General features: G+C 61.2%; 18 protein-coding genes and 1 tRNA gene. 13 read left to right on the top strand and 6 right to left on the bottom strand.

What is annotated here, in order from left to right; all coding sequences use genetic code 11:
* Window positions 1-50 precede the first annotated feature (50 nt).
* Window positions 51-686: an energy transducer TonB gene (locus AC1DIQ_RS00815; protein ID WP_121037736.1), complete on the bottom strand. Its 636-nt coding sequence runs from the start codon at window positions 684-686 to the stop codon at window positions 51-53.
* A gap of 112 nt (window positions 687-798) precedes the next feature.
* Between AC1DIQ_RS00815 and serS the strand changes: the two genes are divergently transcribed.
* Entirely contained in the window at window positions 799-2,079 is a 1,281-nt protein-coding gene (gene serS, locus AC1DIQ_RS00810; protein WP_478049277.1) for a serine--tRNA ligase, read from the top strand.
* Between the two features lie 56 nt (window positions 2,080-2,135).
* Here the strand turns inward: serS and AC1DIQ_RS00805 are convergent, their stop codons facing one another.
* Window positions 2,136-2,495 carry an SH3 domain-containing protein gene (locus tag AC1DIQ_RS00805; protein ID WP_478049276.1) on the bottom strand — a complete coding sequence of 120 codons (360 nt, stop codon included), beginning with the start codon at window positions 2,493-2,495 and terminating at the stop codon, window positions 2,136-2,138.
* Window positions 2,496-2,869: 374 nt separating this feature from the next.
* Between AC1DIQ_RS00805 and AC1DIQ_RS00800 the strand changes: the two genes are divergently transcribed.
* Window positions 2,870-3,457 (top strand): OB-fold protein, encoded by a 588-nt coding sequence (locus AC1DIQ_RS00800; protein WP_121037727.1) that lies wholly within the window; start codon window positions 2,870-2,872, stop codon window positions 3,455-3,457.
* A 171-nt stretch (window positions 3,458-3,628) separates the two neighbouring features.
* Here AC1DIQ_RS00800 and AC1DIQ_RS00795 read toward each other — a convergent pair whose 3' ends face one another.
* Window positions 3,629-4,210, bottom strand: a complete 582-nt coding sequence (locus tag AC1DIQ_RS00795) for an FMN-dependent NADH-azoreductase (protein WP_152153302.1) — start codon at window positions 4,208-4,210, stop codon at window positions 3,629-3,631.
* A 126-nt stretch (window positions 4,211-4,336) separates the two neighbouring features.
* Between AC1DIQ_RS00795 and AC1DIQ_RS00790 the strand changes: the two genes are divergently transcribed.
* From AC1DIQ_RS00790 to AC1DIQ_RS00755, 8 genes are all read left to right on the top strand, one after another.
* On the top strand, window positions 4,337-5,329 hold the full coding sequence (locus AC1DIQ_RS00790; protein WP_019184298.1) for a LysR substrate-binding domain-containing protein: 993 nt from the start codon (window positions 4,337-4,339) through the stop codon (window positions 5,327-5,329).
* 155 nt (window positions 5,330-5,484) lie between these two features.
* Window positions 5,485-5,574, top strand: a tRNA-Ser gene (locus AC1DIQ_RS00785).
* An 84-nt stretch (window positions 5,575-5,658) separates the two neighbouring features.
* Window positions 5,659-7,137, top strand: coding sequence for a DUF6538 domain-containing protein (locus tag AC1DIQ_RS00780; protein WP_313160349.1), 1,479 nt, complete (start codon window positions 5,659-5,661; stop codon window positions 7,135-7,137).
* Window positions 7,138-7,170: 33 nt separating this feature from the next.
* Entirely contained in the window at window positions 7,171-7,899 is a 729-nt protein-coding gene (locus AC1DIQ_RS00775; protein ID WP_313160348.1) for a hypothetical protein, read from the top strand.
* Between the two features lie 710 nt (window positions 7,900-8,609).
* The gene (locus AC1DIQ_RS00770) at window positions 8,610-9,224 is read left to right on the top strand and encodes a hypothetical protein (protein ID WP_478049275.1); all 615 of its coding nucleotides are present in this window, start codon (window positions 8,610-8,612) and stop codon (window positions 9,222-9,224) included.
* A 442-nt stretch (window positions 9,225-9,666) separates the two neighbouring features.
* On the top strand, window positions 9,667-10,722 hold the full coding sequence (locus tag AC1DIQ_RS00765) for a DUF6932 family protein (protein WP_478049274.1): 1,056 nt from the start codon (window positions 9,667-9,669) through the stop codon (window positions 10,720-10,722).
* Window positions 10,723-10,922: 200 nt separating this feature from the next.
* Window positions 10,923-11,555, top strand: a complete 633-nt coding sequence (locus AC1DIQ_RS00760) for a Fic family protein (protein ID WP_478049273.1) — start codon at window positions 10,923-10,925, stop codon at window positions 11,553-11,555.
* A complete protein-coding gene (locus AC1DIQ_RS00755; protein ID WP_478049272.1) occupies window positions 11,555-13,759 on the top strand; it encodes a peptidase domain-containing ABC transporter in 2,205 nt (734 codons plus the stop codon). Before AC1DIQ_RS00760 ends, AC1DIQ_RS00755 begins: the two co-directional genes overlap by 1 nt.
* On the opposite strand, the gene AC1DIQ_RS00750 is transcribed toward AC1DIQ_RS00755, so the two are convergent.
* The 3 genes from AC1DIQ_RS00750 to AC1DIQ_RS00740 form a co-directional block, all read right to left on the bottom strand.
* Complete coding sequence (locus AC1DIQ_RS00750) at window positions 13,674-14,951, bottom strand: HlyD family secretion protein (RefSeq protein ID WP_478049271.1); 1,278 nt, start codon at window positions 14,949-14,951, stop codon at window positions 13,674-13,676. The two genes, AC1DIQ_RS00755 and AC1DIQ_RS00750, sit on opposite strands and share 86 nt — an antisense overlap.
* 48 nt (window positions 14,952-14,999) lie before the next feature.
* Window positions 15,000-16,277, bottom strand: a complete 1,278-nt coding sequence (locus tag AC1DIQ_RS00745; RefSeq protein ID WP_478049270.1) for a retropepsin-like aspartic protease — start codon at window positions 16,275-16,277, stop codon at window positions 15,000-15,002.
* A gap of 81 nt (window positions 16,278-16,358) precedes the next feature.
* Complete coding sequence (locus AC1DIQ_RS00740; protein WP_478049269.1) at window positions 16,359-16,916, bottom strand: hypothetical protein; 558 nt, start codon at window positions 16,914-16,916, stop codon at window positions 16,359-16,361.
* Between the two features lie 333 nt (window positions 16,917-17,249).
* On the opposite strand from AC1DIQ_RS00740, the gene AC1DIQ_RS00735 reads away from it, so the two are divergent.
* The 3 genes from AC1DIQ_RS00735 (at window position 17,250) to AC1DIQ_RS00725 (ending at window position 21,988) form a co-directional block, all read left to right on the top strand.
* Window positions 17,250-18,365 (top strand): DEAD/DEAH box helicase family protein, encoded by a 1,116-nt coding sequence (locus AC1DIQ_RS00735; RefSeq protein WP_478049268.1) that lies wholly within the window; start codon window positions 17,250-17,252, stop codon window positions 18,363-18,365.
* A 757-nt stretch (window positions 18,366-19,122) separates the two neighbouring features.
* Window positions 19,123-19,341: a hypothetical protein gene (locus AC1DIQ_RS00730; RefSeq protein ID WP_399622523.1), complete on the top strand. Its 219-nt coding sequence runs from the start codon at window positions 19,123-19,125 to the stop codon at window positions 19,339-19,341.
* A gap of 2,206 nt (window positions 19,342-21,547) precedes the next feature.
* Window positions 21,548-21,988 carry a hypothetical protein gene (locus AC1DIQ_RS00725; RefSeq protein WP_478049267.1) on the top strand — a complete coding sequence of 147 codons (441 nt, stop codon included), beginning with the start codon at window positions 21,548-21,550 and terminating at the stop codon, window positions 21,986-21,988.
* Window positions 21,989-22,672: the final 684 nt, after the last annotated feature.

Below are 22,672 nucleotides of genomic sequence, written 5' to 3'. Positions count from 1 at the left end.
GGTTCAGTTTGCTGAGCCGTTGCACAATCGCCGCACGTGGCGGCGATGATTCACTGCGGCGTGAAGTCGAACGGCACTTCCAGGCTGCCAGGCACGGGCACACCGTTGTTCTGCGCCGGCTGGAAACGCCAGCGACGCACCGCATCGGACGCCGCGCGGTCAAGGTCGCGTGAACCGCTGCGCTGGATCAACGTCACGGCCGAGGGATAGCCGGTGGCATCCACATCCACGCGGACCACCACCGTGCCGCGGTCACCGCGGCGCAATGCGGCGGGCGGGTAACTCGGCGGCGGCGACTGGTCGGCGATCGGCTGCGGGCGGTCGCTCGGCGCCATGGCCGTGGGCGCGGTGGGTGCGGCGGCCGCAGCCGGGGCGGACGGCGGTGGCGGCGGGGCCGTCTCCACCAGCTGCGGCTTTTCCTCGTTGACCGGCGGGGCCTTGGCGTCGGGCATGTCGCTGGAGCCGGCGGCAGCGGCCAGCGGCTCGGGCAGCGGCACCACGTCGGCCACCTGGGCGGGGGTCTGCGCGGCCGGGTCGGCCTTGTAGAAGTCGGAGTTGCGGCTGCTCAGCCATACCACCAGGAACAGCAGCAGGCCCACGCCGAAGGCGATCGCGGCGATCACGAGGCTGCGGCGGGGCAGGTGGAAAGTGATGTTCTTGCCAGAAGTCGAGCGGGAAGCAGACATGGGGCATACCGTATGGATCACCGCGATTCTGCCACGCCCGGGATGAACCGGCGGCAGAAAAACGCATAACAGGCGATAATCCCCCTCCGAATCCGTCGACCCCTCTGCCGCCATGCTCGATCCAGCCCTGCTCCGCCAACAGCCCGCCGACCTTGCCGAACGCCTGCGCTCCTCGCGCGGTTTCGAGCTGGATGTCTCCGGGCTGGAGTCGCTGGAAGCCGATCGCAAGCGCATCCAGATGCGCACGCAGGAGCTGCAGAGCCTGCGCAACAGCCGTTCCAAGGCGATCGGCCAGGCCAAGGCCAAGGGCGAAGATGTCTCGGCGATCATGGCCGAAGTGGCCGCGTTCGCCGATGAGCTGAAGGCCTCGGAAGTGGCCCTGGATGAGTTGCGCGAGAAAATCGAAGCGATCGCGCTGGGCATTCCGAACCTGCCCGCCGAGGATGTGCCGGCCGGCAAGGATGAGTCCGAGAATGTCGAACAGAAGCGCTGGGGCACCCCGCGCGCGTTCGATTTCCCGGTGCTTGATCATGTCGAGCTGGGCGCCCGCAACCGCTGGCTGGATGGCGAGACCGCGGCCAAGCTGTCCGGCTCGCGTTTCACCGTGTTGCGTGGCCCGATCGCGCGGCTGCACCGTGCGCTGGCGCAGTTCATGCTCGACCTGCACACCGGCGAGCATGGCTACGAAGAGACCAATGTGCCGGCGCTGGTCAATGCCGAGTCGCTGCGCGGCACCAGCCAGCTGCCGAAGTTCGAGGACGATCTGTTCAAGACGGCCGTGGGCGAGTCCACGCGCTACCTGATTCCGACCTCGGAAGTGCCGCTGACCAACATCGTGCGCGATGACATCATCGATGCCGACCAGCTGCCGCTGCGCATGACCGCCCATTCGCTGTGCTTCCGTGCCGAAGCCGGCAGTGGCGGCCGCGACGTGCGCGGCATGATCCGCCAGCATCAGTTCGAGAAGGTGGAGCTGGTCGCCGCGTGCACCCCGGCGCAGAGCGATGAAGAGCACCAGCGCATGACCCGCTGTGCGGAAGTCGTGCTGGAAAAGCTCGGCCTGCCGTACCGCAAGGTGCTGCTGTGCACCGGCGACATGGGCTTTTCGGCCATCAAGACCTATGACCTGGAAGTGTGGCTGCCCTCGCAGGACACCTACCGTGAGATCTCCTCGTGCTCCAACTGCGGTGATTTCCAGGCGCGCCGCATGCAGGCCCGCTGGCGCAACCCGGAAACCACCAAGCCCGAGCTGCTGCACACGCTCAATGGCTCCGGCGTGGCGGTCGGCCGCGCGATGATCGCGGTGATGGAGAACTACCAGAACGCCGACGGCAGCATCACCGTGCCGGACGCGCTGAAGCCCTACATGGGCGGTGTCGAGATCATCGGTTGATCCAACGCCGTGACGCATGAAAAAAACCCGCCGGAAGGCGGGTTTTTTGTGGGTGGCTACCGGGGCGTCATCGGCGTCAACACGCCCATCGGCACCCAGCCAGAGGACGTGCCGCCGACCACCTCGCACCACACCCAGCTGTTGAGCTCGCGCTCACCGCGCACCTGCTGGCCCACGTCGACATCCAGTTCGCGCGCACAGTAAGCCTCGGCCGCTACCGCATCGCCCTGTGCGTTGCGGCCGATCACCTGCGCCGGCACCCACCCAGCGGCCTGGCCCGGCGTCTGGCACAGATACCAGTTGCCCCAGCCTTCGGGCCCCTGATAGCGCTCGCCGACCTGCAGTGCGTCGCCGGGTTGCAGGGTGATCGGATGTGGGAATTCGCTGCGGTGGGCGGCGGTGACGCGGTAGTCCATGCGGGCTGATCCAGAGAAGGACGGATCAGCATAGCGATCTGCGCGACCGCCTTGGGTCGAATGCGTCACGTCGGGTGCTTCCGGTCCAGAGCCTGATCGAGTAAGGCGGAACTCCGTTGTGCTGTCGGTGCAGAGCTCCATCGATCACCAGATGAATTCCCGGCCAGCGCGGAACCCTCTGCCCACAAGGCGCGCAGGGCAAAGGGGGCGGTTCTGGAGTTTCCGGCGGAGTCCGTGGGATGTGACCTGCGTCCACTCGCGCAGCCGGGCGGCAACGACGATGGATAACGTCATTCACCTCCCGCAGGACCATCCCCGTGAACGCAGTGGGCACAACAACGCCGCCTTTCCACCCGGCAGGGGCTGCTGCGTGGATGCTTCTGGTGATCGCCTGGCTGTGCTTCCTGATTCCCTTTCCGGGGCTGGGGCTCTTCATCGGCTGGCCACTGAATCTGGTGGCCTTCATCCTGGCCATCGTGGCGATGTCCAGCGGTGGGGTGACCAGGGGTCTCGCACCGTTGCTGCTCTCGCTGATGGTCTCGCCGATGGTGTACTTCGTTGGCATCGCCATCTTTGCCGGAACGCTGAGCGCAGTCAGCGCCCCGCGGGAAGATGCGCACGCCGCCGAGACCGAGAGCGAGGCGATCAGCGTGCTGGCCGACACCATCGAGCTGGCCGCGCAGCAGCTGTATCTGGACTACCAGGCCAATGAGATCGCCGCCGACGTGCTCTACAAGGGCAAGCCCCTGGTGATCTCCGGCGATGTGGAGGCCATCCAGGGCGATTCTCTGGATCAGCCCGTCGTCCACTTGTCCGCCGGCCCTGACGCGCGGGTGCTGCTGATGGGGCTGACAACGACGGATGCCGCCGGCCTGCGTAAAGGCGAGGCCATCACCGCGGCCTGCACCGGCGATGGCATGGCACGGGAGACCCCGGCAATGCGCCATTGTGACCTGAGGTAGGTTACAGGGGGCCAGGCGCGCCGCGGCGGCAGGACGCCGGCAGCCGGCAGCCAGGCAAAAAGATGGCCCCGAAAGGGGCCATCAGGGGGAGCGCCGGCAGGGGAGAGAGAACCGGCGTCCCACCACCACACCGTCACGACGAGGGGGAGGGAACGGTGTGGGTCGCCTGACTCACGCCGCGGCGAGTGCTTCCGGCTGCGGCAGCGCGGCCAGCGCCTGCGCAATCGCATCGGTGCGGTGCTGCGGCGAATAGGCAATGCCCTCGGCACGCACGAACTCGACGTTGTCGATGCCGAAGAAGGCGAACACTTGGCGCAGGTACGGATCCTGGAAGTCGGTCGGGGCGCCGGTATGCAGGCCACCGCGGCTGCTGGCCACGATCACGCGCTTGCCGCCGGCCAGGCCCACCGGGCCGTTTTCGGTGTACTTGAAGGTGCGCCCGGCCACGGCCAGGCGGTCAATCCACGCCTTGAGGGTGGAGGCGACGCTGAAGTTGTACATTGGGGAGCCAATGACCACCACGTCGGCGGCGAGGAACTGTTCCAGGACCTGCTCGGCATCGGCCACTTCGGCCGGGTCGGACTGGGCCAGCGACGAGCTGCGCAGGTGCGGGACCGGCTGGGCGTCGAGGTCGCGGTAGCTCACCTCCAGGCCCGGCACCTGGTCGCGCCACTGCTGGACCACGGCGGCGGAGAGCTGGCGGGAGACCGAGTTGTCGCCAAGCACGCTGGCGTCGATGTGAAGAAGCTTCATAGCAATCACCTGTTATCTGGGGAGGGGCGGGGCAGGGCGCCGCCGACGGAGATCAGGTTAGGTTGTTGCCTGTTTGGAATAAAGGTGGTTGAATACCACGTATTGTTCTATATCTGGAACTTCGGTATGCAAGACCTCAACGACCTCTACTACTTCGCCATGGTGGTGGATCATGGTGGCTTTGCCGCAGCAGAACGCGCGCTCGGCATCCCCAAATCCCGCCTGAGCCGCCGTATCAGCCAGCTGGAAACCGACCTGGGCGTGCGCCTGCTGCAGCGCTCCACGCGCCGCTTCGCGGTGACCGACGTCGGCACCAGCGTGCATCGCCACGCGCAGACCATGCTTGCCGAGGCCCAGGCCGCACGCGAGGTGGTGGATCGCCTCAGCGCCGAGCCGCGCGGCCTGGTGCGCGCCAGCGTGCCGGTCTCACTCGCGCAGATGCAGCTGCCCAAGCTGCTGCCTATCTTCCTGGCGCAGTACCCCAAGGTGCGGCTGCAGCTGAACATCAGCAACCGCCGCGTGGACATCATCAACGAAGGCTACGACGTCGCCCTGCGCGTGCGTTCGCGCCTGGATGACGATGGCAGCCTGGTGATGCGCAGCTTCGGCCAGGTCCAGGAACTGCTGGTGGCCAGCCCCAAGTACCTCGACCGCGCCGGCCGCCCGAAAGACCCGGACGAGCTGACCAATCACGTCACCCTGAGCATCAGCGAAGACGAAGCCCGTCAGCGCTGGGAACTGCACGGCCCGGAAGGCGCGGTCCGCCGCGTGGACCTGCAGCCGCGCGTGGCCGGCTTCGACTTCCCGCTGCTGCAGAGCATGGTCAAGGACGGCTTCGGCATCACCATGCTGCCGGAGACTGTCTGTGCCGACGCCGTGCGCAACGGCGAACTGGAAGTGGTGCTGCCGGACTGGTCGCTGCCGCAGGGCATCTGCCACGCCGTGTTCGCCTCCCGCCGCGGCCTCCTTCCGGCGGTGCGGGTGTTCATCGACTTCCTGGCCGAACACCTGCCGCCGCAGCTGGAGGCTTCGCGCCTGGATTGCGGTGGCGCGTGCGAGCGGGCCAAGGAAAAGATCAAGGCCAGTGCCTTGGGCGCCTTGGCGGTGGATGCGGGGTGAGCCCGACAACTGGCGGGTGGGCAAATCCCACCTGAAATGCGAGAATGCGACCCCCGGCCGATGCCGGGGAGCCATGCCGGACGGGGCGCTGCCCCTACCGGTTGCCTGGGTTGCAATGACCGGGGCACGCGGGGCGCGCAAAGCGTTACCGATACGGAGAGATGGCCGAGCGGTTTAAGGCACCGGTCTTGAAAACCGGCGAAGGGTCATTCCTTCCGTGGGTTCGAATCCCACTCTCTCCGCCAATCACACATAAGTCATTGATTCTGAATATTAATTTTTGACGTGTCCTGATTGGTAGGCGGAAAGCATGCAGAGGCGACAATCGCATGCGCATCCCTCACCATTTGAGTCGGTCCGAGACCGGTCGCTGGTCGTTCGTCCAGCGCGTTCCCGTCGACCTTCAAGCCGTGCTCGACTGCCGGCTGATCAAACGAACTCTTCGAACGAAAGACCTGGCTCAGGCCCACGTGCGTGCGGTCGTGCTGGGTGCAGGCTATGCTCGGCTCTTCGCACAGTTGAAGGATCAACGCGTGGCCAAGCTCAGCAAAACGGATGCTGACCTCCTCATTGACCGTTTGACGAGCGCTGAGAACCTGCGCGAGCTCACGTTGAACCGCACCCGCGCAACGGACGGGACCGTTACGGAGCAATGGCAGATCGACAGTCCCAAGGATCTGAAACTCTATCGGCAGTTGATGGAGCTTGAGGCGATGGCGGCAACGCTCCAGCAGCCTGAAGCAGCCCACCGGGGGCCGACCCGCGAGATCTGGCCACAGGCGCCCCGCGCGCCCGCAGCACCGCCGGCCCAGGCGATCGAGACGATCACGCTGGGAAAGGCGCGCGATGCGTTCCTGGCGACCCTCAAGGGCTCCACGCTGCCCAAGACCTACACGATCAAGAAGACCGCGATCGAGGCATTGGTGGCGTTCTTGGGACCGAAGGCCAAAGTCCACACCATCACGCGCTCGGACTTGGCCCGCTGGTATCAGGACATGCGTGAGAAGGGGGCTTCCACGCCAACCCTGACGAACAAGCAGTCCTACATCGGCGGCAAGGGCGGCTTCTTCGAGTGGGCCATGGCCTCTGGTCACTACCCGCGAGGCGACAACCCCGCCTCCGGCCATGTGAGCTACTCCCAGCGTGAGAAGCGCGCCCGGAAGAAGCTGGGTTTCAAAGCCTACGATATGGCGCAGATCCAGGCTCTGTTCGCGCCCGAGGCACTGGCCAAACTGTCCGAATCTGCCCGCTGGGCATCGCTCATTGGACTCTACACCGGTGCCAGGGCTTCTGAGGTCGGGCAACTCCTAATCAAGGACGTGTTTGAGGAGGACGGCATCCCGTGCATCCGCATCTCAGACGACGGTGAGCATCAGAAGGTCAAGACAGAAGTGAGCCTTCGCACCGTGCCGCTACATCCTGAATTGCTCAAGATGGGACTTTTGGAGTGGGTCGACGGGAAGCGAAAGGCTGGCGAGACAAGGCTGTTCCCCGCCGCCAAGGCCACGGCGGTCAATGGGCAGGGCAACTGGATCACCAAGGCGTTTAGCAGGCACTTGGCTGAAGTAGGCAAGGGCTGGGAGCCAGCGAAGAGAGGCTTCCATTCGCTCCGGAAGACATTTATCCAGGAGCTGCAAGGCGCGGGGGTGGTGTCAGAGCTCCGAGCACAAATCGTAGGGCACGAACTCGACGACGAACACCATGCTACATACAGCCGGCACTTCACGGTGAGAGAAAGGCTTCGAGGCTTGGGGCCGCACTCTCCAGGTCTCGATTCACTGGCAATGTTGCCTCATGTCAATCGGTAATGGGTTCGACTTCAATAAATAAGGGAATTTTCAATGCGAAAGAATAGAACGTTCCTGGTCTTTGAATCCGTCCTATTCGGAGTGATCGCATACAAGGCTTTTCAGGTGGCCAGGAAATTAAGGTCTACAGGTGAGAGGAGGCTGGATAGGCGGAGTGGTGAGGTTGTCAAGCCTGTCAGCAAGCCAGAATTGCGCACCGCTGATTCTGATATTTCGGATAAGAGTACGGGTGGTGAAGGGTTCACAATGTTTATTATTTTTCTTGGGATTGTTGCCGCCATGGTTATTGGTGCCTTCTGCTACTTTATGTTCCAGAAGCCTGTAGAGATGCTCTTGGACTACTCTGCTTACGTTTTTCCGATACTAGGCGGGGTCGTGGGTGGTATTGGTATCTACTTCGAAAGGGTGGGGTTGGTTTCCGGCGCCGAGAATACGTCTAAAGTGAACTCAATCTGTTATCAGGTCTCCATCCTCATGCTCTTCATGGGGCTGGCATCCTATTTGTCGCTCAAGGTTGGTTTTTTGGGTGTTGTGTGGATTTTCTTTGGGTTTGCTGGATCAGTCCTGTGCTCTGCTTTGGTAATGGTCAGCAATAAAAGGATGATTTACGGACGAACGATTGCTGATAGAAGGTTTAGACCAGTTGCACTTGCGTTGTTAGTGCTTAGTCTTGTGGTTTCAGTTATGTGGTTGTACGCACTTTCCACCCAGAGCATCGCAGAATTCAGAATTCTCGTTCAATCGATATGGTCTAAGTTTTGAGGAGGAACGGGAAGACTGCGATGCACATCGCCACGCAGGTGGCGCAAAGTGCGAGAGTGAGCTTCTCGCTAAACGTAAAATGGCGACGTTTTTTCCCATCTTCATTGTGCTTCATATTGACCCCTCAACGGCTTTTGAATCGTTATATCACTGGGTGCTTTGGTGTCAATCGTAGAGGCTGGAGGCGAGTCCTCGAAGTGGAAAAATTATAAGATCTAATAAATTAAAGAAGGCCCCAAACTGGGGGCCTTCTTTAATCTTGAGCCGTTGCTTAGGCTTGGGTCAGTTCCGCCCAAAGCACAAGGAGAACCATGGGCAACCCACTTAGCAGCCCAAAGACCCAGAAAGCGCCCAGCAGGGTCAGCGGGGTCATGAGCCACCACTGCCACCATGAGAACCCAGTGTTCCGGGCCTGAGCAGCGTTCGCCTCGACCGGGTAGAGCACAGCCTTCCGGTTTGCGCGTCAGGCATGAGCGGCCCCCGCGACGAATCCAAAAGGCCCCAAGGAGCGAGGCTCACGGATAACACCCAAAGAACCGGTCGGGCGGGTCATCGGCTTCCGGGCTGCGGATAGGTCTCCTTGGTTCCTGTCGGCCGAAGGGGCGCGCGGACCCATAGCCTCGATGCCTATCAGCGAGTAATGCAGGGGCATCTATGGACAGTTTAGGCGGTCCGGCAATAGTCTTCGCCTTTCGGCCAATGACCATCCGATGAGCATCCTCAATGTGCTGCTACGCCCCGACCAACTGCTCATCGCGGTCGATACATGGGCCGAGGACGCGCTGACTCAGAAGCCGTCGGCAGGCGCCAAGGTGCTGCTCATCCCGCAACAAAATTTAGTGCTGGCCAGTCGTGGCTCCGCCCAGTTTTTCTTGAAGATCTACGAGCTGTGCCTTCAGGCCAGCTTCCGCGCGGATTTCACGATGGAGCAGCTCATGGCCGAGCTGGGGCTGGTCATGGACCATCTCTGGCCGAACTACCTTCAAGCGGCTGCGGAGGCGGGCATGGCGCGGGACATCCTGCACAGCGAGCTTGTTCTAGGCGGCTGGTCACCGAAGAACGGCCGGATGATGGCCACGGCCTATGTCAAGGACGCGGGCGGTGGTCCGGCACGGGTGCAGCCATTGGAAGGCGGCGTGGCGTCACCTGGGGAACCATTGCGTGGGCGTCCGGACAGCTTCGAACTTGAGGCTGTCCTAGAAGCCGGCCGGCTGCAGGTGGCCTACCTCAACGAGAGCGTTGGCCGGACCGTTGCGGGTGGACGGCTGCTGGTCGCGGATCTGCGCATGGGGCAAGCAACCATCACGGATATCGGGGAGCTGTAATACCGCCTTCAAGCCATGATCGGGCATCAAGCCTTCGCGGTTGACCGGAGGAGCGGTCTACGAAGAGGCTCCGGCTCCCTCGGGCGACGCATCAAATGACTGGCCCTAGACCGCTCTCAAGGACACTGGCATCGAGCTGATCGAAGCCAGGAGCCTCAGCCCTCGCACAGAGGGATGTTCCCGCTTTGACTCGGGGGCTAGGGGGGATAGCCGTGGCTTCCACTTTCACCAGCCTTTCGCTCTCACCGTTCGGGGCAGGGCAGGTGCCTGTTTGGTGGCTGCTGTCAAGATGATCATTTGGGCGGGGTCGGAACACGTATTCATCCAGTTTCCGTTGGGGGCTAGTGGGGCAAAGTGTCAGCGATTTTTGGATCCGGCGTGCACCAAATCGGTGTCGGGATATGCTAGTTTTTAGTTGCACTTCAGTTGGCTCGGACGCCTGATGAATTACGCCGAATGGATTCGCGAGCAGTACGTACGTTCCGTAAAGATTGAACGGATCGCTGAAGGCGCGCTTGAAGGGCCGGTGATGTGTGCTGGCTCTCCTGACACTCTGGCGCCATTGCTCCAGGCCGTAAGTGAGTTGCTTGCGGTCCCGGTTGCGGACGTGAGGATCGTAGGCTCGGCGCGCTTCGGTTTTTCGCTTCGGGATGGGACCACGTTCGACCCCTCGTTCTCTGATCTTGATCTGGCGATAGTCAATGCCGGGCTTTTTCAACGTTGCGCGGTAGATCCCCACGCCCCCTCTGACGCGCCCCGGTATCCCGAGCGTGATTTCCCTGCCGAAGAGCGGGTGGCAGTTCGGAGGGCCTTCGACCGCATCTCACTGTCGGTGGCCGGTCGCTTTGCTTACGTCTCGGTGGCAGTGTTCCCTAACCAGGCTGCGCTAGTGCGCGCTCAGGCCGTGCGGATCCGTAAGTTCCTCGGTATTACCGCCCAGGAACCGGTCGCCACGCCTACAACTGCATCCGCTGCCCCCATCATTGCAGCAGGAACTGATTTCCAGCACATCGTGGATGCCGGCCTTCCTCAATACATCCTGCCGGTTTCCGCTAGTACGCCAAGCAATGCTTCACCATGGCTCACAGACACCGCCGGCTTCCAGTGCGCTTTCGGTGATAGTGCATTGCGAAAGCAGCTGCTGGCAGCACTGACGCGTGCGCTCGCTGACTTGGCCCAGGTGGTGGATGTGCAATGCTGCTTGGTCGGGGGCAGCTTCGTGGATGTGGCAAATACAGCGCCTAATGATTTGGACATCGTGGTTTTCTACCAAGCCCGGGCTGAGGTTCGGATTGAGCCGGGGAGAGCGTTACAGCGGCTGACCCGCAAATTCCTGCTCGAACAAATCGACATGCGATTCGTGCCGTGTGACGCGGGGCCGTGGTTGCTGGTCAAGCTGGCCTCCTATTTCACCATGCTGTATCAGTCGCGCAGGCCGGGCACAGAAGATCGCAGTCATGGCTTGGTGTTACTTGTCCCGGACCCCGGGCAGGGCTAACCATGGCGATGACAGCTCACACCGACATTCCGCCTGAGCTGGCTGCCGCACCCGGAGCCCGTGTGCTGATGTCGCTGCCACCTCCCGGCCCGTCGATGGAGGTGGCGATCCGTCTACAGAGCTGCGACTCTGCGCTGCCGACGCTCCACCCCTGCGCACTGCCCTGTCACCACCTCTGGGCGCAGCGCCAGGAGCCGCACATGATGGCGGCGATCCGGCAGCTTCACCATCCGCTGTCGCCGTATATGCGGATACCGGCATTGGATCTCACGGCGTTGGCAGCGATTGAGGCCAACGAGGCGCGCATCTACCAAGAATGGCGCCGCACCCTACGCTGGCCGTTGTCGATCAATGATATACAGCGTTTTATCAGCCTTTGCACCAGGGGTGATGGGGCCCTGCGCACGACGCCGGTATGGATACGCTCGCACGATGGACGGTCACAGCTGCCGATGGTGCCGGCCGACCTCAGTGTGGAGCGGTGGGCCGAGTTGATGCGACAGCTCGCCGACGGCGTATTTGGTGTGGGCATGCGTGCCGCGGTGCAGCTATTAGCGCTGGTCAACAATGCCCATGCTTTTGCAGATGGGAATGGGCGTCTGGGGCGCGCACTCTTCAATTGGTGTCTCCACCAGGCTGGCCTGCCGGACGAGTGCTTTGTCCCATTGAAGACGCTGACGGTGTTCTCCCGAGGGGGGTATGAAATCCGTCTCCGCGAGGCAGAACTGTACGGTCGCTGGGATGGCCTGTATGCCTATCACTGCACAGCAGTCGATATATATGCGTGGCTCGGAAAGACGCCGGCCGCGCCCGACATGATCAAGGATGTCTGATGTTCAATAAGCGCTACTGGAGAGTGCAGTCCGAGGTCAGTGAGTGCGGCTTGGCGTGCCTGGCGATTTGCTCGTCCATGCTGGGCGCGGATCTGGAGATGAGTGAGCTGCGGCGCAAGTATCACAACTCGCAGCGCGGTGTGGACCTGAACCAGTTGATCGCGGTGGCTAGCGCCTTGGACATGCAATGCCGGCCGGTGCGCTGCGAACCACGCGACCTGCAACACTTGGGCACACCGGCAATTCTGCACTGGAAGCTGAATCACTTCGTCGTGCTGGAGAAGGTCTCGCGGGGGCGCTATCACATCATCGACCCGGCGCATGGGTCGCTGACCTTCAATGAAGTGGAGCTGTCAAAGTCGTTCACCGGCATCGCGGTAGAAGTAAGTTCCTCGCCCAGCTTCCGCCCGAGAAAACAGCGTTCGCCGCTAAACATCTGGTCGATGGTCCGATTCAAGGGCGGTGTCGGTACCGCGCTGTTTCATACAATGGTCTATACGCTACTGCTTCAGGGCTTTGTGCTGCTGTCACCCTTCTTCATGCAACTGGCGGTGGACGAAGGTGTGCTGCGCGGGGATCGCGGTTTTCTGATGGCGCTGGCACTTGGCTTTGGCGCGGTAGCTCTATTCAACAGCCTGGCTGAGGCGCTTCGCGGCGTCACGTTGCAGCGTGCATCCGCATTGATGGGCTGGGACATGAGTCGGCGCCTTTTCCACCATCTAGTCAGTCTGCCGCTCACTTGGTTCCATCGGCGCCGCTTGGCCGACGCGCTGTCGCGAATGGAATCGATTGATCCAATACGCCAGCTGATCGCGAACGGGCTGATCGGTGCGCTGCTTGATGGCGTTCTGGCTGTTGGCATCATCGTGTTCATGTTCATCTACTCGCCGCTGATGAGCCTCGTTGCGCTAGCTGCACTGGGGATCTACGTGCTGATGCGTGTGGCGACCATCCCACTTTCGATGAAGTTGGGCATGGCCAGCCTGCAGGCGAACATTGCGGAGCGGGGAACCCGCATCGAGACGCTGCGTGCGATGCAATCAATCAAAACAATGGGCGGGGAGTTCTCCCGAGAGGCGATCTGGGCCAACAAATACGCCGATCTGGTGCGTGCTACGTTGAACAGCGCCAACCTTCAGGTCGGCATAGGGGCAGGCCGTACGCTTCTGGATGGCGTCAGTCTGGTGGCCATCGTCTACATCGGTGCTCAGGCCGTCCTGGCGGGGGATATGACAGTGGGCGCGTTGTACGCCTTCGTGGCCTATCGCCAGCAGCTCACCAACCGGCTGACCACGCTGGTAGATCAATGTATTTCCTGGCGCCTGACCGAGCTACATTCTGATCGTATCGCCGATATAGCCCTAAGCCCCAGCGAAGAGGGCTTTAGCAAAGATCCATCGGCTTCGGACAGCATCGAAGGCCACATCCAGCTGCGGTCGGTCTATTTCCAATACTCGGCCCAGGAAACGCCGACTTTGAAGGACATCAACCTGGCAATCGCACCGGGTGAATTCGTCGCCATCACCGGGCCTTCTGGCTGCGGCAAGAGCACGCTGGTAAAGGTGCTCACTGGACTTTATCCCCCCAGTGCGGGCGAGCTGCTCTTTGACGGGTTGAATATCACCAACTGGGGGCCGCGGGTAGTTCGGCAGCGGATGGGCGTAGTGATGCAAGACGATGAGCTGCTGACGGGCTCGATCGTGGAAAACGTGACCTTCTTCACTGAGCGCCCGGACATCGCGCTGGTCTGGCAATGCTTGGAAATGGCGGCCGTAAAGGAAGATGTGCAACGCATGCCCATGCAGCTGGAAACCTTGGTCGGCGATATGGGCTCAACCTTGTCCGGTGGCCAAAAGCAGCGGCTGCTGCTGGCTCGCGCTTTGTACCGCAAGCCCAGCATCCTGGTGCTGGACGAGGCAACCGCGAATCTGGATGTGGTCCGCGAGAGCCACATCTATCAGGCGCTCGCCCAGCTGGACATCACCCGGATCCTGATCACCCACCGGCCTGACACCATGCGCCTCGCCGACCGCCTCATTCGCATCGAAAACGGTCGGATCGTCGGCGATACCCGCAAGCCCAATGCATCGCAGCCCGTGTCGATGCCGACCGTGAATCTCACTCCTGCCGTCGTTTCGCCGCCAGTAGGGGTTCCAGCAACCAATCCAACAGCGAGCGTTTCTCAAGAACCAGGTCCGCCTTGAGGCGCATGCCCGGCGCCAGCGCCAGAGCTTTGCCATATGCCTGCATCTGTTGGTCGTCAAGCGCCGCAAGCAAGCGGTACTGGCTCTCGACAGCTTGCAGGTCAGCGGGTAGCTCCTCCGGGGAGGTGGGGGAGCGTGCGATTTTCACGATCCGCGCGTGGCCCACACCGAACTTCTGATACGGGAACGCGTCGTACATCAATCTCACTTCGGTTCCGACGTCCACGAACGCGATCGCCGATGACGGAACCCACAACTCGGCGAACAGCTGCGAACCCTCCGGCATCATCACACCTAGCGTGCGACCGGCCGTGACCGTGGCACCGGGCTTGGCCTGCAGCCAGGTGATGCGACCTGCGGACTGCGCGACCAGGTTGAATTGGGTGCCAAGCTTGTAATTGATAGCCTTCTCTCGCGCTCCTAGCAACTCAGATAGAGAGGTGGCGCGGTTGGCATCGCGCTCGGCCTTCAACCGGCCCAATTCGTGCCGCATTTGCTCATGTTCCTGTCCAAGCTGTGCTATGCGGGTTTGGACCTCGGCTATCGACTGGCGGACACTCAGCACCCGCACTTCTGCATCACGGTACTGCAGCTCTGAAACCAGTTGCTCGGCGCGCAGCCGGCCGAGGTCGTGCACGGTTTTTTCGGCGATGGTCTGCTGCTGTTGGTACAACGTGACGTTTTCGCGCAGGACAGCGAGCTGGCGGGTGGTGCCCAACATGCGTTCACGGATTCCCGCCGCCTGGCTTTCCAGCGATGCATCAGTAGCGTGCTCGCGATCGACCGAAGCTTGGGTCAGGCGTTCGGCCATGCCTGAGAGGGTGGCCCCGGTGCTTTCGCCAGTGTCGATCACCGAGTCCACCGAAACGGTGACGATAGGCTCACCTTGGCCAACTTTCGCGCCTTCTTCGACGTACACGTTGCTAACGATGCCGGAGCGCTGGCTGATGATTGGCAGCAGGCCCCGCGAAGGCACCAGCGCCCCTGCGACCGTTTCTTTGCGCGGAAACGAGGTGGTGATCAAGAACAAGGCAGCCACACACAGCAGGGCCACCACGAAGCCGGTCGCCAACCACATGCCGACCCCCGGGGCCTGAACCGGCGAACCGAAGCGCTGCGTGGCGGCTTCGATCGCTTCATTGCGGAACAGGGGTATCCCGTCCGCTGTCTCATCCTTGGGAGCTGGTTCCATTTGACCTGCGGTGACGACCGGTGGCGGAATTTCGGGCCGAAAAGCGCTTCATTCGGCAGTTCGGGGGGCGAGGCAACCGCGGCCGGCGGCAACGTCTACGTAATAGTCGTAATCATTGCTCAAGCCAAAGCCCACCTTCCAGGAGATGGGGAACACATTGGCCGGCTGATCCGAGACCTGAGTCTGCAAGGTCACAGTACGGCCGTTGAATGTCACCGGTGCGGTGGCTTCGGCATAGCGGACAGCCTGCATTCCATGCATAGTCCAGCGTCGCCGTTCCACCAGGCTGGTCTGTGGATAAGTGGCCAGGTTGACACCAGAAGCTTCCAGCATGACATCTGTGCCCGTATCAAGCAGGACAAGTTCGTCGCGCTTGCCGATTCGCATGGGCAGGCGCAGCGAGTATTGCCCCCCCCAGAGTGCAGACGTGACGGCTAATGGTTGCTTGCACGTGCCGGCAGGTAGCGCCGCCAGCAGCTGGAGCTCCCCGCGCCTCAGCAGCAGCGGACCCAGCTGGTAGAGCAGATCGAGGCCGATGATGTTGAACTGAATCTGGTCTGTAACGGTGAAGGAGACATTTCTGAAGTGGAGATCGCCCAGCTGGACGTCCACCGGGGCGGCCAAGCCAATTGCAACGGGCTGGTCGGGCAGCGTGTTGTCTATCGCAAAGCCATCGGTGACTGCCAGGCCCATTGCTTGTGCAGCTTTGCGGCTGATGTGCGAGCGCGTGGCACCCGTATCGATGATGAAATCCGAGTCGATGTTGCGCTGCTTTCCATCTGCGCCACCTTGAATCTTGCCCCGAACTACAGGCACCCCGGCTTTGGACGACAGCGGCAGCCGGAACCCGGGCGGTGCTGGTGCGGCCAGCGTGGCCGAGCGCGGCCATCGGCTGAACGCGTTGAAGTTGGGGGCAGTAATGGCACTCACTTCCTCGCCGGCACGTAGCGAGGGTGCGACGTACTGTTGGTAGAGCGCATGGACCTTCTGCATGTCGGCAGCCCAGCCTTGGATGTCGCCCTCCAGCAGGCGGTTGCCTGCGCGCAGGCTACGGCAGAGGTACATGACACCTTGGCTTTTCTCGGCTATGACGGCGGCATCGGCGATGCAGGTGTCGGCCCAGCGGTTGGATTGGGGGATTTCGCCGCGGGTGCGGTGGTAGCCGGCGCGCGCGGCAAAGCGTTCCGTTCCCGCGGACTTGCCGATGCGCTCCAGCGCTGCCCCATTGCCCTGCATCACGGCTACGGTGATGCCATGGCTGTCTTCAGCGACAACGTTGCGTGCTGACGTAGGCGAAGCCACGCTCAGTAAAATCGCCGCGGACATCAAGAATCTCATTGCGCCAGCTCCTCTTGGACGTGTATCGGCCGCCCGCAACATCCGAGCGGCCGATACACACGTGTTGCGTTAGAACCCGCTGATAACCAGGTTGAACTGGCCGGTGAACGAATTGGTGTTTGGATCGAAGGTCAGGCCGATGTTGAACGAGATGCCGTTACCAAAGTCCTGATTGAACGATGCGTTGTAGTTGCTCACATTGAAATGATCGGTGGTCAGTCCAAGTGAGTAGGTCTGGCCCGCATACTCGAAGCTGCCGTTACCGGCCAGCCCCCAATTGCCGTTGGTGAGGTTCAGATTTTCCGTCAGATTGAAGGTCAGGTTGTAGTCCTGCATCTGCCAAGTCTGAGTCGCACTGGCTATACCATTGCCGTCAATGCTGGCATTGGAGCTGAACGTCGTCTCCCCGCCGGAATCGCCGCCACCGCCGCCACCACCGCCGCCACCATTGTCGCCACCGCCCGGATCATACGGATCGGTCCAGTCCGGCGGACCAATGTCGGGCCAGCCGCCATCATCCGGAGGCGACACATCGATCGGCGGCAGATCGGTCGTGTCCATTTGAGCGCCGCCGGAGACCAGCGCACGTTCTTCGGGGGATAGGTCACGAATTCCACTTGCAGACATCTCACAACTCCTTGTTATCCGTTGCAGATTGGGGTGAATCCATCGCCGCCTCCATGCGCGGCGCCTCAACGTTTATCACATCAATCAATTGCCTCTGTATCAGAAAATTCTGATTTGTCCGGAAGGGTGATGAACAGCAAAAATATGACCTCGGACCGAGCGTCAGTCGACGGTAGTAGCCGTTCCTGGCCGGGCCGATAGCAGCCGTCGCGTGAAGGCTAACTAGCAAGCCCTGGGCGCCCAGAAATGGGGACCAGCCCGGTACTTCGCGACCGCCGGGAGAGCGTAGAAGTCAGAGGCCGCTACAACTACGCCACGAGCTTAGCGTTAGGTATGGGCAATGTTTCCCGTTTCGCACTTGTTGGCGTAGTTTCGGACGGCTTCTCCGGCGCGGCTATTTCCACCAACGATGAGGACATTGACGCTACTGTTGACCCGGAGCATATGCGCCATGTCGTCGACAGCGACAGCTCCCAGTCCCTCGTCGTCCATGATGTGCTTAAGGGGCGGAGCATTGTGGTCCAAGGGCCGTCGGGCACCGGCAAGTCCCAGACCATCGCCAACATTATTGCTGGGGCGATTGCCGAGAAGAAGCGCGTGTTGTTCGTGGCGGAAAAGCTGGCGGCACTGGAAGTTGTGAAGAGGCGCTTGGACCAAGTTCGCCTCGGCGCCGCGTGTCTTGAGCTTCACAGCAACAAGGCGAACAAGCGAGCCCTGCTCGAAGAACTACGGCTCACATGGAATTTGAGCCCACTGGCCGAGGAGGACAGCGGTCCGATCGTTCGTCAGCTCACTGAGCGGCGCGATTTGCTTAACGCCCATGCCTTGCGCCTGCACCAAGAACTCCTGCCGTCGAAACTGACGCCCTACGAAGTGTTCGGCAACCTTGTCCGGCTGCGTCGGGAGGGGCATGTCACAGCGCATATCCGACTCGATTCGCCGCTCGAGTGGGCGTGGGACAGAGTGGGAGAAAACCAGAAGCTGCTTCAGGATCTTTTTGACCGTGTCCGCACAATGGGCGTCCCAGACCAGCACGCTTGGGCCGGTGTCGAGAACGAGACGCTGTTGCCGAACGATCGGGACCGGTTGATTCGGGAGATGGCTGACCTTGCTAATAAACTGGAGGACTGGAGGCAACGCGCCGTTGAGCTGACCGGCATGCTCGACCTTACGTTCTCCGACAGCCTCGACGCGCCGCAAGCCGCAATCGATCAAGCCAAGATTCTGCTGGCGGCGCCGCATTTCGGGTCCGACGCACTCGCAGATGCCTCTTGGGAGACCCCTGCAGGCCCCGAAGGCCTGATCGAAGACTCCGGCGGTTGCATGAGCTGCACCGAACTTGTAACGAGTTCGCGGCCGAGTCGGCACTTGAACAGCCTTGGGGGCAGACGAGACAAGAATTGTCGAGTATTCCTGGCGACTTCGTCCTCGGCAAGGAATTGTCTGTGATGCGCGATGCGCACCAGAAGCTATCAAGCATGGGTCTAACCTAGTCCGGCTAGCCCAGCTAGTAGGGGAGCAGCGACCGCTAACATTTGAGGTAATGGCTCATGTCTGCGCGCTTGCGGAGCGTGCTAGCTCAGCGCCGCAGATCGATCGCAATGCTCTAGTTGCCCGTATTTGGGAGCGAGGCGTTGACTCGGTCCAGAACCTGGTTGATTGGGTGCAGCAAGTCCAGACGGCCCGCCGTGATTAGGTCTTGGGCGCTGAAGGCACCCTCACCGGTTGATATTGTGATCTTCCCGAACTTCACACGGCCAATCTGGAAGCCTTCCAAGACCAACCCACCATCGGGTGCTTCGATGTAGCTATTTAGTATTTCGGTCTGCGACTTCGTCACTGCCTTGCTTCCATTGTTTACAATGGAAGTGCAGATACGACGGGCTTTCTAAACGTCAATCAAAAATGAGCGGGGATTTATTTCTTAATGCAAACTCTGGGGTCGCCCGCGTCAGGCCAAACTTCGCGGCATGGATCCAATCTATTTAGTTCCAAAAAAATTGGTTTATCAATGGCTTCGGGCTGCCAGGCGTTGGCGTCTCGGTAGTCAAAATCATTCGGATACGCCGACCTGCCTGATGACCCATCTAAACCTTGTCGCCCCAAGTTACGCCCTCCTGTGCAGGCCACCACGAGGTGCTGGAAGTGTTCCAAGGCCATCTGCGTCACCACAATGTGGATACCTTGCTTCATCGACAATGGGGGCGTGGAAGAGCTAGAGGACGACGCTGAGGTTGGTGGGACGGCAACGCTTTCCTCCATTGATGCGCTGGATCCTGAAACAGCAGCGCACTTCCCCATGGGCTCGGTGCTGGCCTACGACGGCAGCTACAAGCGCGTGCGCCTGATGACGGCGGCCGACGTGGCGAGCCTGTTCGCGGGAATCGCGTGGGAGGACATCTACCCGGCCGGCTGGGCAGGGTGAAGACCTCGGGCTACCTGCCGATGTCGGACATCCGTCGGTCCGATGGAGCGGCGCTGGTCTTCGGGGCGACGATGAGCATCAGCGCAACGCCTGGCATCCATGTCGGGCGGCAGCTAGGGCCTGCTCCGCGCCATTCGGCCGGACGCAGTCGAGGTGGGAAGGTAAGTCAGGCAACTTGGCGCAGCAGCGCCTCGGCGTTGTTGCGCGGGGTGTTCACGGCCCGGCTGACGCGGTACTCCTCCATCGCCGGCGGCTCGCTGGTCAGCAGCATCGCCATCGCACGGCTCTCGCCACCTGTTGGCAAGACCTGCTGGAGGATCGGATGCTGCGTCAAAGTGTTGACGGAAGTTAGCTCCGATACATCAAGATGTGTCGGAGCTCGCCTATTCTCGAGCAGTGCTTAAACGAATGACTGGGACAGATGCGGATGCATGTTGCGCGTTACAGATATGCCTACGACAAGATTCGGACTTGGCACGTGGGTAAGGGAAAAGCCGCACTTCTTGCGGTGAGATACGCAGTCACTGGAGACAGTGGCCGTTTTAGGTCACATGGAGGGTGGCGTGTTTCGCACCTACGCATCGCGTATCCGGCAGACAGCCAAGGAGGTTCACCCAGTGGTGGGCCTATCGACGAACCATGAATCGAAACTTTGGCGCCTCCTTTTATCTCATACGAGAAATGGTGATGCAGGTCTCAGTTCCATTGGGGGTCCTGGAATTACATTCGAACTCGTCGGGAGATCCATTTCGATTCTAGAAACGTAATTTCCGCCACGAGGCGCCCCATGAAGTTGCTGATCAGTCTGCTGGGAGTTGCGTCGCTATTTGCTTGCTTATTGGGTCTTGCGGGATTGGCTGAGCGTGCATGGAGGCTACGCCGGGGAAAGTCGACTAGATGCCTTCCGGATCATGACATTGCGAAGGACGCCGATGGGCACTCGATCCAATGAGGCTTGCTACACCGTAGAGCTGTCCGTCGATGGCTATTGCTATTCCGCAGAGCTTTGGAGGAGCAGCGCCGCGGATTGGACCTTGCTCTCACTCAAGGTCGGAGACGTTGTGGCCGATCGTATCAACTGGAGAGCCTCGTCATGCTTGGGCGCTTTGACTGCCGCAGAAGCTCTGGCCAAGCAGATCGTTGGAAATCTCGTCAACGACGTGGGGGGCTTTTCGACTCAGGCTGGCGGCTTGGGTTAATCAGCCAGACTCGTCACCCGTTGCATGTGCTCTGGCTTACGTCACAGCTGATCTAACGAAGTCTGACGATTGCTTGTGGGAGGCGTAGCGGAAGATCTTTGGATGAGGTCCGCAATCTCGCTCCGGATACGGCCTGCCTGACGCCGCAGCTTGGGCACTGAAGGGCTGCTCCACCTCCGGCAATGTTCACCAGGAGGGGCGGCGAGGACATGCTGATCATCTCGTGACAGGAAAGGCACTCTGCGCGGACCGAGCTGATCGATTCGCAGGTAACCTCAGTGGCTCGCCGAGGCTTGCCTGACACTTCATATAGGTAGAAAAGGCCTGTGTTTGGCACGAAGGCGCCCTCGTCGGGGCGGCTCAGCATGGCAACACGCTGGGACGCAGAAAAAGATGTGAATCACGGTTAGCACAAATTTCGCACACCCTTTACCGGCAGAGCGTGAGTGTTGAGTGCCCGGCTAGTGAAGGAAACCGCCATGACTCCTGGTGCCGTGCTTCTTCTCGATCATTGGGCAGCGCATCCCGGCTTTCGCCAGCTGACCGTCCGCGAAGCGGCCAAGCAGTTGAATGCGCTCCTCCCTGGCTATCCGCAGCCCAGCGACCAACCCGTGGCCATCTGCGTCAACGGATATCGGTGGTTTGGTTCCGAAATGGAGGCGGTTGCTGACGCCGTCCGTCGGGCTACGCGGAGAACCGCTAGTCTCGGTGAGAACCTGGCTGGCTCAGATTGGGACGTTGAGCTTAACGAGGAAGGCCTCTGGTCGGTGCCTGGGCGCTGTTTGGGCCGCTCCCGTAACCACCACGCGCGGGATTGTTCGGTGGCAGCGCGACCGGCAGTCAGTCCGTCCTAGATATTTTGCAAGTTATCCGAAGAAGCGATGGGCGACTGGCGGACTAGCTGTGCCCTTATGGGCGCCACTCAAGCGACTCCGTGACTTGCTCCCTAACAATATTCAATCCCTACTGCAGAGCAGCTTGATACATCGGAGTGGTCGGCTTCCCGGGTGCTCATCGCGGTCGATACGTGGGCCGAAGACGCGCTGACTCATAGGCCGTCGGCAGGCGCCAAGCTCTTGCTGATCCCTCAGCACAACTTGGTGCTGGCCAGTCGTGGCTCCGCCCAGTGTTTCTTGAAGATCTACGAGCTGTGCCTTAAGGCAAGCTTCCGCGCGGATTTCACGATGGAGCAGCTCATGGCTGAGCTGGGGCTGGTCATGGACCACCTTTGGCCGTACTACCTTCAGGCAGCCGTGGAGGCGGGCATGACGCGGGACATCCTGCACAGCGAGCTTGTTCTGGGCGGCTGGTCACCAAAGAACGGCCGGATGATGGCCGGCCTATGCCAAGGATGCGGGCGGTGGTCCGACACGAGTGCAGCCATTGGAAGGCGGCGTAGCGTCACCTGGGGAACCATTGCCTGGGCGTCCGGACAGCTTCGAACTTGAGGCCGTCCTGGAGGCCGGCCGCCTGCAGGCGGACTACCTCAACGAGAGCGTGGGTCGGACCGTGGCTGGGGGACGGCTGCTGGTGGCAGATCTGCGCAACGGACAGGCGATCATCACCGATGTGGCAGCAATCTGATGCTAGGACGCCATCAGCCGATCTGGTTCAAGCCAATCCGGCGTCCCTTGCGAACGCACGCGCCGAAGCCCTCGCTCATACTCGCGGCGGGGCGACCAAGCCACAAATTAGGCCCGTTGCAAGGCAGCTACATCCACCTGAGGTTCAGTCCCTCCGCGTGCGAGCCAAGAATTCATCGAAGTGCACATTGCTGATGACCTGGCGAGTCCCGCAGCCCCGGCAATAGAGAATCGCACCCCCAGTAACGATTTCCAGATCCGGGGAGTCGGTGGCGTCCACCAGTCGCTCGCAACTCAGGCAGATCGCTTTCACCGCGGTGACCCTACTTACCAGGCCACTTTCGCGGTCAGAGTCGGCGGACGCATGGCGTAGGAGGAAAAGGCCTGTATATGGCATTTCGCGGTGGCCTCTCGTCGGGCTTCGACGAACTGGCGTGGAGTAGACACTTTGGCAAGTTTGCCAACGGTGAGTGTTCGGTCAACTCTGTGTCGTCGTCTGTGAAGACATCGAGCCGCGCAGCAGCTGTTGGCTTCTTTCCATTGGTGTGC

This window comes from Stenotrophomonas sp. 05L413 (assembly GCF_056397945.1).
The sequence above is the reverse complement of the archived record's forward strand: the minus strand, read 5'-3'. Positions and strand labels throughout refer to the sequence as shown.

Excerpts from the sequence above, each read along its gene's own strand:
- AC1DIQ_RS00815 (WP_121037736.1), bottom strand. The coding sequence starts at position 686 with ATGTCTGCTTCCCGCTCGACTTCTGGCAAGAACATCACTTTCCACCTG.
- serS (WP_478049277.1), top strand. The coding sequence starts at position 799 with ATGCTCGATCCAGCCCTGCTCCGCCAACAGCCCGCCGACCTTGCCGAA.
- AC1DIQ_RS00805 (WP_478049276.1), bottom strand. The coding sequence starts at position 2,495 with ATGGACTACCGCGTCACCGCCGCCCACCGCAGCGAATTCCCACATCCG.
- AC1DIQ_RS00800 (WP_121037727.1), top strand. The coding sequence starts at position 2,870 with ATGCTTCTGGTGATCGCCTGGCTGTGCTTCCTGATTCCCTTTCCGGGG.
- AC1DIQ_RS00795 (WP_152153302.1), bottom strand. The coding sequence starts at position 4,210 with ATGAAGCTTCTTCACATCGACGCCAGCGTGCTTGGCGACAACTCGGTC.
- AC1DIQ_RS00790 (WP_019184298.1), top strand. The coding sequence starts at position 4,337 with ATGCAAGACCTCAACGACCTCTACTACTTCGCCATGGTGGTGGATCAT.
- AC1DIQ_RS00780 (WP_313160349.1), top strand. The coding sequence starts at position 5,659 with ATGCGCATCCCTCACCATTTGAGTCGGTCCGAGACCGGTCGCTGGTCG.
- AC1DIQ_RS00775 (WP_313160348.1), top strand. The coding sequence starts at position 7,171 with ATGCGAAAGAATAGAACGTTCCTGGTCTTTGAATCCGTCCTATTCGGA.
- AC1DIQ_RS00770 (WP_478049275.1), top strand. The coding sequence starts at position 8,610 with ATGAGCATCCTCAATGTGCTGCTACGCCCCGACCAACTGCTCATCGCG.
- AC1DIQ_RS00765 (WP_478049274.1), top strand. The coding sequence starts at position 9,667 with ATGAATTACGCCGAATGGATTCGCGAGCAGTACGTACGTTCCGTAAAG.
- AC1DIQ_RS00760 (WP_478049273.1), top strand. The coding sequence starts at position 10,923 with ATGATGGCGGCGATCCGGCAGCTTCACCATCCGCTGTCGCCGTATATG.
- AC1DIQ_RS00755 (WP_478049272.1), top strand. The coding sequence starts at position 11,555 with ATGTTCAATAAGCGCTACTGGAGAGTGCAGTCCGAGGTCAGTGAGTGC.
- AC1DIQ_RS00750 (WP_478049271.1), bottom strand. The coding sequence starts at position 14,951 with ATGGAACCAGCTCCCAAGGATGAGACAGCGGACGGGATACCCCTGTTC.
- AC1DIQ_RS00745 (WP_478049270.1), bottom strand. The coding sequence starts at position 16,277 with ATGTCCGCGGCGATTTTACTGAGCGTGGCTTCGCCTACGTCAGCACGC.
- AC1DIQ_RS00740 (WP_478049269.1), bottom strand. The coding sequence starts at position 16,916 with ATGTCTGCAAGTGGAATTCGTGACCTATCCCCCGAAGAACGTGCGCTG.
- AC1DIQ_RS00735 (WP_478049268.1), top strand. The coding sequence starts at position 17,250 with ATGGGCAATGTTTCCCGTTTCGCACTTGTTGGCGTAGTTTCGGACGGC.